The sequence below is a fragment of the Deltaproteobacteria bacterium GWA2_45_12 genome, from assembly GCA_001797365.1.
In the GTDB taxonomy this organism is placed as follows: domain Bacteria; phylum UBA10199; class UBA10199; order UBA10199; family UBA10199; genus UBA10199.
Genome location: MGPH01000063.1, coordinates 72,226 through 85,360, shown reverse-complemented (window position 1 = coordinate 85,360; position 13,135 = coordinate 72,226). Strand labels below are relative to the sequence as shown.

Annotated in this window: 11 protein-coding genes; 5 read left to right on the top strand and 6 right to left on the bottom strand. The window is 46.6% G+C overall.

All coding sequences use genetic code 11. The features are described from left to right. Positions 1-46: 46 nt before the first annotated feature. The 3 genes from A2048_08665 to A2048_08655 all read right to left on the bottom strand — a co-directional run bounded on the left by A2048_08665 (position 47) and on the right by A2048_08655 (position 2,990). Complete coding sequence (locus A2048_08665) at positions 47-976, bottom strand: hypothetical protein (protein OGP07529.1); 930 nt, start codon at positions 974-976, stop codon at positions 47-49. A 100-nt stretch (positions 977-1,076) separates the two neighbouring features. Further along, positions 1,077-1,892, bottom strand: a complete 816-nt coding sequence (locus tag A2048_08660; GenBank protein OGP07528.1) for a hypothetical protein — start codon at positions 1,890-1,892, stop codon at positions 1,077-1,079. Positions 1,893-1,973: 81 nt separating this feature from the next. Then, positions 1,974-2,990, bottom strand: coding sequence for a hypothetical protein (locus tag A2048_08655; protein ID OGP07527.1), 1,017 nt, complete (start codon positions 2,988-2,990; stop codon positions 1,974-1,976). Between the two features lie 115 nt (positions 2,991-3,105). Here A2048_08655 and A2048_08650 point away from each other — a divergent pair, with 115 nt between their 5' ends. From A2048_08650 to A2048_08630, 5 genes are all read left to right on the top strand, one after another. Next, positions 3,106-3,981, top strand: coding sequence for an ATP phosphoribosyltransferase (locus A2048_08650; protein OGP07526.1), 876 nt, complete (start codon positions 3,106-3,108; stop codon positions 3,979-3,981). 145 nt (positions 3,982-4,126) lie between these two features. Next, positions 4,127-4,972: a signal recognition particle-docking protein FtsY gene (locus tag A2048_08645; GenBank protein OGP07525.1), complete on the top strand. Its 846-nt coding sequence runs from the start codon at positions 4,127-4,129 to the stop codon at positions 4,970-4,972. Between the two features lie 44 nt (positions 4,973-5,016). After that, a complete protein-coding gene (locus A2048_08640) occupies positions 5,017-6,669 on the top strand; it encodes a hypothetical protein (protein ID OGP07524.1) in 1,653 nt (550 codons plus the stop codon). 90 nt (positions 6,670-6,759) lie between these two features. Next, positions 6,760-8,148, top strand: a complete 1,389-nt coding sequence (locus A2048_08635) for a hypothetical protein (protein ID OGP07523.1) — start codon at positions 6,760-6,762, stop codon at positions 8,146-8,148. A 117-nt stretch (positions 8,149-8,265) separates the two neighbouring features. Then, the gene (locus tag A2048_08630) at positions 8,266-10,305 is read left to right on the top strand and encodes a hypothetical protein (protein ID OGP07522.1); all 2,040 of its coding nucleotides are present in this window, start codon (positions 8,266-8,268) and stop codon (positions 10,303-10,305) included. A 24-nt stretch (positions 10,306-10,329) separates the two neighbouring features. Here the strand turns inward: A2048_08630 and A2048_08625 are convergent, their stop codons facing one another. The 3 genes from A2048_08625 to A2048_08615 form a co-directional block, all read right to left on the bottom strand. Further along, a complete protein-coding gene (locus A2048_08625) occupies positions 10,330-11,829 on the bottom strand; it encodes a hypothetical protein (protein OGP07521.1) in 1,500 nt (499 codons plus the stop codon). A gap of 95 nt (positions 11,830-11,924) precedes the next feature. Further along, a complete protein-coding gene (locus tag A2048_08620) occupies positions 11,925-12,500 on the bottom strand; it encodes a hypothetical protein (GenBank protein OGP07520.1) in 576 nt (191 codons plus the stop codon). Positions 12,501-12,517: 17 nt separating this feature from the next. After that, positions 12,518-13,135 carry a phosphoribosylglycinamide formyltransferase gene (locus A2048_08615; protein OGP07519.1) on the bottom strand — a complete coding sequence of 206 codons (618 nt, stop codon included), beginning with the start codon at positions 13,133-13,135 and terminating at the stop codon, positions 12,518-12,520.

Sequence of the window (13,135 nt, the reverse complement as noted above, 5' to 3'; positions counted from 1 at the left end):
TCGAGCGACGAGCCATTCCCACGAGCCCTCGAGTAGCCAGCGACAATTAAGGCACAATCACCGTCAACGTTGGCCCCATGGTGATATGAAAAGTATCCAAAGGGTCTTTCATGTCCCCGTCAATAGTGTAGGGGAGGGGTTTTTTAAGTTTGATGGTCATTTCACTGGTGGGTTCTTCAATAAGATCAGGGCAGCCTGAGGGTTGCCCCATGTACATTTTGGGAATGTATTTGAGAATATTGCGTGGGGGAAGGGCAAACCCTGCTGCATGAAATTTCCCCGGATTTTTGTCCACAGTGTAAAACACCTTAAAATCAAGGCCCAGCTGGTTTATGCTGCCGCAATAAAGGGCTGAATAATTGGCAAAAGGCCATTTTTTTCCGTTTACTGTCACTTCGGCATCAAACCGATCAAACATTTTACAGGCAAGGGGACCGTTGATAAGGGCTGAACTAACGGATTTAATCAGTGTCCACCCGGCTATAAGTGGAGATGGGTTGCCGCCATTGTAGTAGGCTTCCATGAAATTGTAGATCACTCCCAACCCAAAGATAAATCCGTATTCATCGTTAATTTTCATCAAATGACCTTCGGTGGTCTTAAAGGGTTTGTCTTCGTGATATTTGACCAAGAGTTGTGAAAGAAGAGTTTCGGAAGAACCTTTAATGCCAAGGGCGCGGGCGACGGTGTTTAAGGTGCCTCCGCGCAAAAAAGCAATTTTTGGAAGAGGCTTGTCCCCATAGACATTAAAAAAAGTGGTCAGGGTACAATGATTTGTGCCATCGCCTCCGCTAATGGCCAAAATATCGACATCGCGTGTTTTGAATTCTTCTGCGACACGACGCAAATCCTGAAGATCTTCCGTTTGTTTACACGAAGCCTTGTCTCCCACAATAAACCCCATGCGATTCATCCTGTTGGGATTGTTTTTGTAGGTTTTTGAATTCGGATTTAAAATGACGCCTATGCCGGGCATGAGTTGTTGCTCGTTGATGGTTACTCGTCGCTCGTTGCTCGTAATACGGGTTCCTTTCCCCTATGACGAGCGACGAGCCATTCCCACGAGTAACGAGCAACTAGCGGCTAATTCCCAAAATTTTTCTTGCCTCTTCCATTGTTGCCAATCGGCGTTGATATTTGGAGGCCAAGTCCAAAGTTTGTTCTACCAACTCTGCATTTCCTTTCGCAAGTATTCCTTTTTGAATATAGATATTGTCCTCCAACCCTGTGCGGATATGTCCCCCCTGTTCAATGGCGTAGTCAAGCATGGGAAATTGGTGTTTCCCAATGCCGGAGGCCGACCAAGTTGAGTAAGGAGGCATTTTTTTAAGGATGAATTCCAGGTTTTCCAGGCTTGCGGCCAGCCAGCCAGGACCTCCCAGAATCACATTAAAATGAAAGGGGGCTTCTATCAGCCCTTTTTCAATAAGCTTGTGTGCGGTATTCATCATGCCCACATCAAAAATCTCGAGTTCGGGGCGGATTTTTTTATCCTTCATGGCCAGTGCTAGTTTTTCAATAAAGGGAAGAGGGTTGGAAAAAACATCGTTTCCAAAATTAGTGCTTCCCAAAGTCAATGAAGCCATTTCTACATGGGTTTCCAGGGTGGCCAGGCGTTTTTTATAAGAGTCGGTGATCGCTCCCCCTGTGGAAACTTGAATGATGAGGCTGGTTGTTTTTCGAATTTCAGCAACAAGTCTGGAAATATGTTTTTTATTGATTGTGGGGCGACCTTTTTTGTCGCGCACATGCAAATGGAAAACATGGGCCCCCAATTTTGCCACTTTTTGGGCTTCTAAAATAATTTCGTCCGGCGTGGAAGGAAGGTAGGGAGTATCTTTTTTGGTGAGTTCAGCGCCAACACCAGCCACGGTAATGATAAGGGGTTGCATGGATGGTAGGGGCGCTGCTTGCCGCGCCCATCATTGGAAAAACATTAGGGCGCGGCAAGCAGCGCCCCTACAAATTTTCCATCAATGCCCCACAGGAGGCGCCGGTGGTGGCGGGGGAGGTGTGTTTTCTCCAGTCTGAGCAGGAGGAGCCCCTTCAGGGTTATCAGGAATAGGTGTTTCAACTAATCCGGGTTTTTCTTCTTCGTTGCTTGGGTAAACAATTTTGGCTTTGCTTGTTAATTCAGTTAAAAGCTTGTCTTTGATTTGCCCTTGAACCTGAAAGCGGATAAGCCCCACGGCTTCATCAAAGGGAACGGCCGCAGGTTCAGAATTGATTTTGATAATGTGGTAACCCTTGGGAGTCTCAATAATTTCGGAAATTCCCCCGGGTGTCATTTTAAAGGCCGCCTCTGCCAGGGCTGTTAATTGATGTCTTTCCATACGGCGGTCATTACGGCTTACTTCTCCCATGTCGCCCCCTTTGCGTTTGGAAATTTTGTCGTCAGAAACTTCTTCAGCCACCTTGGCAAAATCTTCCCCCTTGGTGAGTCTTTCACGTACGGTTTTAGCTTTGACCATGGCGGCATCTTTTTGAGCCTGGGTTGGTTGGGCATCGGCGGCTTTGCCTTTTTCATTTTCTGTGGGAGGGATGAAATTAACCTGAATTTGCGATAGACCTACTTTTGTGAACTCGGTGTCTTTTTTTTCGTCATAATATTTTTTGGCTTCCTGGTCGATGCGTGCTTCAAGCAGGCTTTGTGACACAATCATTTTTTGAACCATGGCCAGTTTTTCAGTCACCTCGGGACGTTTGTCGGCCCCTTCTTTTAAGGCGGCCTGGTAAAAAAGTTCTTGTTCAGCCAGGTTTTTAAGCAATTGCTTGCGGGCGGTAGGATTTTCAATTTGTGCCTTGGCCCTCGGATTGATGCGGGCCAAATACTCAAGGTAACCCTCATGAAATTTTTTGCCATTGACTTCAAGAATGACAGGCCCCTTGTTAAGGTCTTTGATGCCTGAATCGGGATCGCCGGATAATTTTATGTTGGAACACCCGGTGATTAAAAAAACAGACAAGGTTGCAAGAAAAAGTCTTTTCATAGGAAAATCCCCCTTTAAAAGTTTTGAGTGCAAATTTTAATGATGGTTTTTCAATAAAGCAATTCCTTTTTCAGATTGCATTGACAATTGGGCTTATGATACTGGTTTTGCCCTTATGGAAAAACAACTCAAACTTGGTTTACCCAAGGGAAGTCTGGAAGAATCGACGGTTCGCCTTTTTAAGAAAGCGGGGTTTGGCATTACGATCTCATCACGCTCCTATTTCCCTTCCATTGATGACCCTGAACTTTCCGGACTTCTTATCCGTGCCCAGGAAATGGCCCGCTATGTGCGGGACGGCATTCTGGACGCAGGGCTTACAGGCCGTGACTGGGTCATGGAGCAGGGGGGTGGGGTTGTTGAAGTCAGTGAATTGCGTTACGCCAAGGCGGGTCTTCGACCTGTACGCTGGGTTTTGGCTGTTCCCAACGATTCCAAAATAAAAACGGTCAAAGACCTTCAGGGGAAACGTATTGCCACTGAATTGGTTAATTACACCAAACAATTTTTAAGACAGCACAAGGTAAAAGCCTCTGTTGAATTTTCCTGGGGAGCCACTGAAGTAAAACCTCCCTTGCTTGCCGATGCCATTGTCGAATTAACCGAAACGGGTTCCTCCCTTCGGGCCAATAATTTGAGGATTGTGGATACCCTGCTTGAATCCCAAACCCTTTTTATTGCCAACAAAAAAGCCTGGGCCGACCCCTGGAAACGCAAAAAAATTGAAAGTCTGGTTCTGCTTCTAAAAGGGGCGATTGCCGCCGAGGAAAAAGTGGGTTTGAAAATGAATGTTCCTGAAAAAAGCCTGAAAAAAGTTCTTGAGTGCTTGCCGGCTCTTCATACCCCCACTCTAAGTTCCCTGGCGGGTTCCAACTGGCATAGTGTTGAGGTGATTGTGGATGAAAAAATAGTCCGTGATATCATTCCCCAACTCAAAGTCGCCGGTGCCACGGGCATTGTGGAATATCCGTTAAACAAGGTGATTGAATAGATGGGTCGTTGCTCGAGGGGATTGCTCGTCGCTCGAGGACTCGTTACTCGAAAACGCGTTGCTCGTAAATACCGGGCCCCGTATTACGAGCGACGAGCATTTCCCCTCGAGCCAACGAGCTTACGAGCCAGCGAGCAACGCGACCATGTTTGAAAAACTCCGCCAGGTTTTTTCGTTCCAAAAAAAGGAGGTCAAAGACCTTCTCTTGGAATTGGAAGAAAAGCTTATCGAAGCCGATGTCGGTTGGATGACTGCCGAGGCTCTTTTAAATCGTGTCAAAGCCGAGGCCCCATCCACTTCGGAACAAGTTTCCATCATTCTTAAAAACACCATTCTTGAATGGCTTCAACCCAAGGAACCCTGGGGCTTCAAACCCTTAAAACCCCATACCATTCTTTTTGTCGGGGTGAATGGCACCGGCAAGACAACTTCGGTGGGCAAACTTGCGGCCCTTTGGCGGAAGGAAGGGAAACAAGTGATGGTGGTGGGGGCGGATACTTTTCGTGCTGCAGCGGTTGATCAGGCCCGTATTTGGGCCGAGCGTGCAGGTGTGGAATTTTATTCGGGGGCTTCCCAGTCTGATCCAGCCAGTGTGGTTTTTGATGGAATCCAAAAGGCCAAAAACAGCGGCACGGATGTCGTTTTGATTGATACTGCAGGTCGTTTGCATACGCAAATTTCGCTGATGGATGAATTAAAAAAAATGGTTCGTGTGGCCGAAAAGGCGCTGGGGCGCCCCACGGATGATGTTTTTTTGGTCTTGGATGCCAGTCTTGGACAAAATAGTTTAGCCCAGGCCCTGCAGTTTATGGCCCATCTGCCCTTAACAGGCCTTGTTCTGACCAAACTTGATGGCACTTCAAAGGGAGGCGTTGTGTTATCGGCCGTGCGTGAAACGGGGCTTCCTTTAAGGTTTATTGGGTTGGGGGAATCCAAGGATTCCATGCAGATTTTTAACCCAGCCCGTTTTGTTCAGAAATTAGTTGAGTAAATAAGTTCTAGTCAAATCAACTCCTTATCATCTACAATTTCAATATGCCTTCTTCCCATATTCTGCAATTTATTGCGGGTTTGGCATTTTTCTTTTTGGGGCTTTATTCCACGCATGAAGGGCTTGAAACCTACGCGGGGGATCGCTTTAAAAGCATGATTGCCCGGACAACGCGTGGCCGGTTCCGCTGTCTTCTTACGGGTATTGGGGTTACTTTTTTTCTGCAAAGTTCATCGGCTGTGACAGTGATGACTGTAGCTTTGGCTTCAAGCGGGCTGCTTACTTTAGAGCAGGCCATGAGTGTTGCCTTGGGGGCAGGTATTGGGACCACCTTTGTTGTATTGCTCATTTCAGTGAGAGCCATTGTTGATTATGGCGTGGTTATTTTGGTGTCGGGGCTGCTGCTCCGTTTTCTTGCGGACCGTAAAGTCGTCCGGGCCATTGGCGAAATACTGTTTGGTTTGGGGTTTATATTTTTGGGGTTGAATGTGATGGCCCAGGCTACCATCCCACTTAAAACCTACCCGTGGATTCCCACCATTTTTGAATTTATGTATCATTATCCACTGGCTAATTTTGTCATCGCGGCTGTGGTGACGGCTTTGGTCCATTCAAGTGGGGTGGTTTTGGGCATTCTTGTTTCCCTGGCTTATTCGGGGTCCATTACTTTTGAGTCGGCTTTTCCCATGGTTTTGGGGGCCAATGTGGGTACGGCTTTTACGGCGATTACAGCGGCCATCAAATCAAATGTGGAAGGTAAAAGAGTGGCTTGGGCCAATTTGATTCTGCGTGTGGGGGCCGTCATTGTTATTGCCCCTTTCATTCCCTTCTGCGTCAGTTTGTTGCATCAGCTTCATTTATTGGTTGTGGAAGGCATGATGGGTTGGACCCTGACTGTGAATGCTGAAATTGCCCTGAGTCATTTTTTCTTTAACGTATTTGTGGCCCTGATTTTTTTGCCCTTTATTTCTTTTGGGGAAAAACTGGTTTGTTGGTTTATTCCCCAAAAATTGGAAAACCAGCCCTTTGGCCCCAAATACCTTGATCCAAGCAGCCTGGCCACTCCCTCCCTTGCTTTTGCACAAATAAGTCGCGAATTGGTTCGCATGGCGGATATTGCCCTGGGCATGCTTCGCGACTCGCTCATGGTGTTGAAAAAATACAATCTGGATATTGAAGATGATATTTCATCGCGTGATCACAAGGTGGACGTTCTTTACAAGGCCATCAAACTGTACTTGGCCAAATTGTCGTTTTCAAAACTGGATGAAAAGGAGGTGGCCATCAGCCTTCATTTGATGAATGCCGCCAACGAACTTGAAAATATCGGGGATACCATCGAAAGGGAATTGATGAGGCTGGCCCGTGTCAAATGGAGTAAGAACCTGGAGTTTTCAAAAACAGGTTGGCTTGAAATCTGTGAAATGTATAAGGCCACCGAAGACATGCTGGTCTTGGCCACGGCCTGTCTTTCTTCTTTTAATGAGGAGTTGGCCCTTCAAATCAAGCATCATGAGCAGTTTTATAATGAACGCATGGATCCACTCAAAAAAACCCATCTTTTTCGCCTGCACGACGGATTAAAAGAGACACTGGACACTTCTTCCATTCACCTGGAACTGATGTCCTTTTTACGCCAAATTCATCTTTCCCTTTTAAGCATGGTGGAGTATCTCATTCCGGAAAAAAAAGGATAATTTAGTCACTGGTCGCTAGTAGTTGCTAGTCACTGGTTGCTAGTCGGGTAGGGTTTTCACTAGCAACTAGCGACGGGCAACAAGCCAATTATGTTCATCGACTCCCATTGCCATCTCAGTTTTAAAGATTACTCGCCCGAAGAGCGCGAGGCCATTCTTGCGCGCGCCTTTGAGGCGGGAGTGGGGGCGTTTGTGAATATTGGAGCGGGTGAAGGAGTTGAAAGTAATGACCAGGCTGTGGAATTTGCAAAAAGCTATCCCCAGGTTTTTGCAACCGTGGGGATGCACCCCCACGATGCAAAATTAGTAACACCTGAGGTGTTAAAACATATCGAGGCTTTGGCAAAAAATCCCAAGGTGGTGGCTCTTGGGGAGGTGGGGTTGGATTTTCATTACAGCCATTCCCCCCATGATGTTCAGGAAAAAGTTTTGGTCCAGTTTTTGGAACTGGCCAAAAAACTGGATAAGCCCGTGGTGATTCATGATCGGGATGCCGGGGATAAAACCTATGAGCTTATTCGTCAGGCTTCATTTTCTCAAAGGAAGGTAATGATCCATTGTTTTACAGGTGACCGGGCGTTGGCCAAAAAATATTTGGACCTAGGCTGTCTTCTTTCGTTTACGGGAATCATCACGTTTAAAAATGCCGAAGAATTGCGCGAGGTGGTCAAACTGACTCCCGTTGAATCCATGCTTATCGAAACGGATTCACCCTATCTTGCTCCCATCCCTTTTCGCGGCAAAAAAAATGAACCGGCCCATGTGGTGACTGTGGCCAAAGCCATTGCCGAACAGAAAGGTCTTTCGCTTTCGGATGTTGAACGAATCACCACACTCAATGCCACACGGTTTTTTAATTTGCCCGCCGCTCAAATCCAAGCCAGTGTTGTGTATGCCATTCGGGATTCCCTTTATCTAAACATCACCAACCGATGCACCTTGGCATGCACTTTCTGCCCCAAATTCATCGACTATGAAGTGAAGGGATATTATCTAAAACTACCCAAGGAACCTACGGTGGAAGAGGTGTTAAGCCAGGTAGGGGATCCATCAAAATACAGGGAAGTTGTTTTTTGTGGTTATGGGGAACCCACACGCAGGTTGGATGCTCTTCTTATTATTGCCAAAAATTTGAAAAGCCGTTTTCCCAAATTACGCATCCGCATCAATACGGATGGTCTGGGGAATCTTGTTCATCAACGGAACATTCTTCCCGAACTGGCCCCCTTTGTGGATGCTCTTTCGGTAAGTTTGAATGCTCAGGATGCGGCCACTTATGCCCGTGTGTGTCCTTCCAAATATAAAGAAGCGGCCTATCCGGCAGTCAAAGACTTTATTGGTGAGGCTGTTAAACACATCCCTGAAGTGGTGGCTTCCGTTGTAGGCCTTCCCCAGGTTGACCCTCAAGCCTGCCGCAAGATTGCAGAGGAAGAGTTAGGAGCCAAATTCCGTTTCCGGGCCCTGGATAATGTCGGTTGAATTTGAATCTGGCGAAAACCCAAATCCTAACGCACCGTTTAATTCTTTAAAAACCCCTGTTGTGTTGGCCAAGGGCGCTCTGTTACAATAAAAACCGGCAGGTATGAGGAAAATCCTATGAAAATTTTTTTATGTTTTTTGGCCTTTCTTTTTTTCGTTTCTTGTCAAACCGATGCGGAACATCTCAATAAGCTTAAGGGTCCCATTGATGATCCCAATGGGGATGCCGATGGCGATTTGGTGCTAAATGTTGCTGACAATTGCCCTTTGGCCGCTAACGATAATCAGGCGGATTTGGATGGGGATGGGTTGGGGGATCTTTGTGATGAGGATGATGACAATGATGGTTCCCCTGATTTGTCCGATTTATTCCCGCAGGATGCCGCTGATTTCCGTGATAGCGATGCGGATGGGTTCGGCGACAGCCGCGATAATTGTCCCCTCACCGCCAATGAAGCCCAAAGGAATTTGGACAACGATGGCCTGGGTGATTTGTGCGACCCGGATGCCGATGGCGATGGCCACTGTGCTATGGGCGTTCTGCCTGAGCAATGCCCGAACGGTGGCTTAAGCGATGATTGCGGGGATTTGAATGCGGCAACACTGCCGGGGAATCCTGAAGTGTTGGATGGTGAAGATAACAACTGCAATGGCAGTGCCGATGAGGGGATCAGAATGAATGCCGCTTCCTTGACCATTGATTTTGGGGGGGAGAGTATCGTGGCTGCTTCCATTGGCGATTTTAACGGCGATGGCCGAAGCGATTTTGCGGTGGGATCGGCCATGGCTAATAGAGCCACCGGGAAATTATATGTTTTTTATGGCAAGCCCGAATGGCCAGCTCCTGTATTGCCTGCCCAAGCCGATGTTGTTTTTAACGGCCCTGTTGGCGGTTCTCGGGCAGGAGAATCTTTTGGAAATACAGGGGATGTGAATCGTGATGGATGCAGTGATTTGGTTGTGACCGCCCCTGGTATTGCAGGCCAAGGTCAGGGAGCTTCACGTGGAAAGGTCTATGTTGTTTACGGACAGGGGCCTGCTTGTTCCGGGGTTCCCCTTCAAGGAGAGATCGATCTTGAGAATGTGGGTGGGATTATTGCTGGAATGAATTTTTTATCTCCCCAACCTGTAGGATATTTTTTAGGTAGCGACGCAGGAGATGCTCAGAGAGTTCCTTTGGTGAACAGGGACCAGTTCATTGGGGGGAATGATTTGAATCATGATGGATGCAGTGATGTGGTACTTTCAGGGGGAACCGTTGAACGAAGCGATGTTTTTGTTGCCTATGGTCACGGTTCAGGATGTGTCAATGAACAGGTAAGAAGTGGAGCTCAAAATTTAAATGATGCCGATGTGATTCGATTGAGCATGCCCCAAGGGCAAACTGGTTTCGGCAGGAGAATAGTGGCTAGCCCCGATGTCAACGGGGATGGCATGAGTGATTTGTGGATTTCAGCTCCCAGTTACCGTATTGCAGGTAACAATGAAGGCCCTGTAGGAAAGATTTATCTTTTTCTAGGTGGAGCCATGCATTCCATTCCTGACGTTAACCAAGAGTCTTCCGCAAGTTTTATTGCGGAACAGGGAGGGTCGTTTGCCGGTGCGGCACTTGCTTCCGTGGGAGATGTGAATGGAGATGGTTTGGGAGATATGGCTATTTCTTCGTTAAATTATGATCCACCGGGCGTGCCCCCAACACGTCGAGGAAAAATCTATGTTTTTCTTGGACGTAATGATTTTAATGGAGAAATAAATTTAGTGAATGCGAATCTATCCCTTGTTGGGGAAGCTGGTTTTGTGGAAGCCGGGGCTTTTATTGCCTCGAGTGGGGATGTTAATAATGATGGTCTGAATGATTTTTCAGTCACATCACGTAGAATGTTAAATGCCAATGATTTAAGGGCTGGCCGTACCTATTTTATTTTGGGATCCGTTACGGAGTTTAACCGTGGAAATTCTGTCATTTTGGGAGACCAAGCGGGTAGCCTTAGCCATGCCACATTTACTGATGAGAATGTAGACGCTTATCGGGCCTTTGCCATTCAAAGCTCTGGAGATGTCAATGGAGATGGAAAGCCAGATCTGATGATCTCACTTACAGCAACGACGAATTCGCGACAATTTCCCAACAAGGTTTCTATCTTTTTTGGAAGATGATTTTGGATGAGGGCGATCAGGCCTCTACGCAATCCTCTTTTCCAACTTCATGGCGCGGCGTTTTTCTTTTTCGACGTCCTGCCAGATAATATCGGTTACTTTTAAACCCAGCATAAAACGACCCTCATAACCCATGCTTCCCAAAATTTCTGGCGAAGTCAGGAAAAAATTGGGTGTGGGTGTTTTGTAAGTCAGGGGGAAGAGATCTTTGAAAGAAGAGGGTTTGAGTGAGTACACAGGGTGATTTTGGGCGGACTGTTTGAGTATTTCAAAATCATTGTCGCCCAAAGGGAAAAGGGTTTCACTTTCTTCAGGGCGTTTTTCCAAGGGGAAGGTAAGCTTTAAGTCGTTTTCGGAAAAGGGCATGAGAAAATGAAGGGAATTCTTTATTTTTTCGTAAAGGGGCGCAAACTCACCGGGGCTTTTCTCTAGCCACTGGCATGGAAGCAGATAGCTCACTGAAATTTCTGTCTTTTGCTCCTGTCTCTTTTTTATTTGGATGTAGAGAAAATTGGTTCCTTCCAGGGCTTCGTCCGGTTTCGAAATGAAGATGATGTTGTCCCCCATGGGTTGGGGAATGAATTTTGACGGGACCTCAAACGAACAACTAAACCACAGCGCCGATGGAGAAATTTTCTGGATGGATTTGCGCAAACTTCTGTATCGAAAAGTATTGGGCAAATAGTTTCCCAATTTTTTCAGGTCGGTATTCCAGATGACATAACGAGAGAGTATGGTTCCTTCCTGGCTTGCCAGTTCAACCCCTTCAATGACTCCATTTTTAAACAATAGTTTTTCAATGGCAGATTCAGTGCGCAGGGCTCCTTCATGGTGCGCAATGCGTTCCAAAAAGAGGTGTTTGAGTGAGTCATGCCCACCTTTGACGGATAAAATTTCACCTTCCCCCGGATTGAGCAGTTCGGCAATCTGGAAGGCAAAGGGAATGTCTACATGGGCATAGGTAAGCAATTTGAGCTGGGCCGTGATAAAACTTTTAAGTTCAGCTTGTGTATCAATGGGTAGATTAAGCTCATTTAAACGCTGATCTAGTTTTTTGTTTTTGACAAACTTCATGAAGTGACGGCGCTCCATGAAGCTTGTGGGTAAGATAAGGGAATAGAGTTGGCTGGTTTCAACCTGATGTTTGATTTGCGCCAGTGTTTCGTAAAATACTTTCATTTGTTCATGCAAGCTGGGGAATTCACGTTCTAATTCTTCGTAAAAGGTGATGGGGTTGGCCGAAATATCAATGCGTTTGTTGGGAAAAATAATCTGAAGGGGAAACTCGCTGTGTGAAACTTGCTGGATGTCATTTTCAGGAATATTAAGCCGGCCCATGATGGAACGCAGAAGCTTTGAATGGAGATGCCCCACACAAAATGGGTCGGGCTTATGCTGTGATTGGGAATAGGGGTTTAGGTCTAGAACGTGCACTGTAAGCCCACGTCGGGCCAAAAAAGAGGCTGTAATAAGCCCTGACAGTTCGGTACCAATAATGAGTGCGTCGCAGTAACGTTCGAGCATAAAGAAGTAGAGGTGTTGCTTAAGTTAGAGCCCTTAATTTTGGCTCCTAAAGCGAAGTCGAAGGGATGGTCCCCTCGACTCTGCTCGGGGGCCATTTAAAAATGATATCCCACTTTGCCCACTACAGAAAAGGGAAGGATGGCCGAAGAATCAGATCCGCCATCCCCTAAACTGTGAACAATTCCGACTGAATGAAAAATGCCGGCAAAACCGGCCGATATCGAATTGTTAAAATAATAATCAAAGCCCACATCGATTTGGGCCCCCAAACCAAAACCATTGGTTCCATTTTCAACAGAGCCTTCGGTAAGGGCGTAAAGACCAACACCGATACCGGCATACGGGTCCCAATTGCTGGCTTCATCTTTCATGAAGTAATACTTAAGTGTTACAGTGGGAATACCCAACAATTCAATGGAATTGTCACCATCAGAGCTTCCCTCTCCATCATGGGTGGCCAGCCAGGCATCGGCGGTAATCGAAAAACGCTGATTAAAACGATAATCAAAGTACAAGCCCCCTCCATATCCCGGATCAAGGTTGGGGGTTGTGTCGATGAGCTGAAAATTTCCCATGACCATCAGGCCAAAGGTCTTGTTTTTGTCGCTGCGTGCATAGCTTGAAGAACTTAAAAGAAGACTGATGATAAAAAACATCCCTAGTTTTTTCATGATTTTCCCCCTTGATTTTAAGATTCGATGATTACTTGACGATTAGGGTGTAATTTTACTTTGTTTGTGGCCATCAGGTCAATGGCTTTTGGTAATAACTTGTGTTCTTCGGCCAAAATTCTTTCAGAAAGTGTTTGGACAGTGTCATGGGGCAGCACGGGAACGGTTTGTTGCAAAATAATGGGTCCCGTATCGCATCCTTCATCTACAAAATGAACCGTACAACCGCTTACGCTGACTTTGGCATCGAGGGCCTGTTTTTGGGCATGAAGCCCGGGAAATTTGGGAAGCAGGGAAGGGTGAATATTGATCACCCGATTTGGAAAAGCCTTGAGAAGAACGGGGCTGATCAGCCGCATGAAGCCGGCAAGAATGACCAGATCAACGCCGTATTTGTTTAATTCGGCAACCAGGCGTTGGTCGTAGACTTCTTTGGGTTCTCCTTTGATGTGTTCTAGTAAAACAGTTGAAATGGAAGCTTTTTTGGCTTTTTGAAGGGCCGGGGCTTCCGGCTTGTTTGAAATGACCACACCTACTTTAGCCGCAATTGATTTTTTTAAACAGGCACCTATGACAGCATCCATATTGGAGCCGCGACCGGAGACAAGAATGCCAAGATTAAGGAGAGGTGCCAT

Coding starts and splice junctions, on each gene's coding strand:
- A2048_08665 (OGP07529.1), bottom strand. CDS start 976: ATGCCCGGCATAGGCGTCATTTTAAATCCGAATTCAAAAACCTACAAA.
- A2048_08660 (OGP07528.1), bottom strand. CDS start 1,892: ATGCAACCCCTTATCATTACCGTGGCTGGTGTTGGCGCTGAACTCACC.
- A2048_08655 (OGP07527.1), bottom strand. CDS start 2,990: ATGAAAAGACTTTTTCTTGCAACCTTGTCTGTTTTTTTAATCACCGGG.
- A2048_08650 (OGP07526.1), top strand. CDS start 3,106: ATGGAAAAACAACTCAAACTTGGTTTACCCAAGGGAAGTCTGGAAGAA.
- A2048_08645 (OGP07525.1), top strand. CDS start 4,127: ATGTTTGAAAAACTCCGCCAGGTTTTTTCGTTCCAAAAAAAGGAGGTC.
- A2048_08640 (OGP07524.1), top strand. CDS start 5,017: ATGCCTTCTTCCCATATTCTGCAATTTATTGCGGGTTTGGCATTTTTC.
- A2048_08635 (OGP07523.1), top strand. CDS start 6,760: ATGTTCATCGACTCCCATTGCCATCTCAGTTTTAAAGATTACTCGCCC.
- A2048_08630 (OGP07522.1), top strand. CDS start 8,266: ATGAAAATTTTTTTATGTTTTTTGGCCTTTCTTTTTTTCGTTTCTTGT.
- A2048_08625 (OGP07521.1), bottom strand. CDS start 11,829: ATGCTCGAACGTTACTGCGACGCACTCATTATTGGTACCGAACTGTCA.
- A2048_08620 (OGP07520.1), bottom strand. CDS start 12,500: ATGAAAAAACTAGGGATGTTTTTTATCATCAGTCTTCTTTTAAGTTCT.
- A2048_08615 (OGP07519.1), bottom strand. CDS start 13,135: ATGGCACCTCTCCTTAATCTTGGCATTCTTGTCTCCGGTCGCGGCTCC.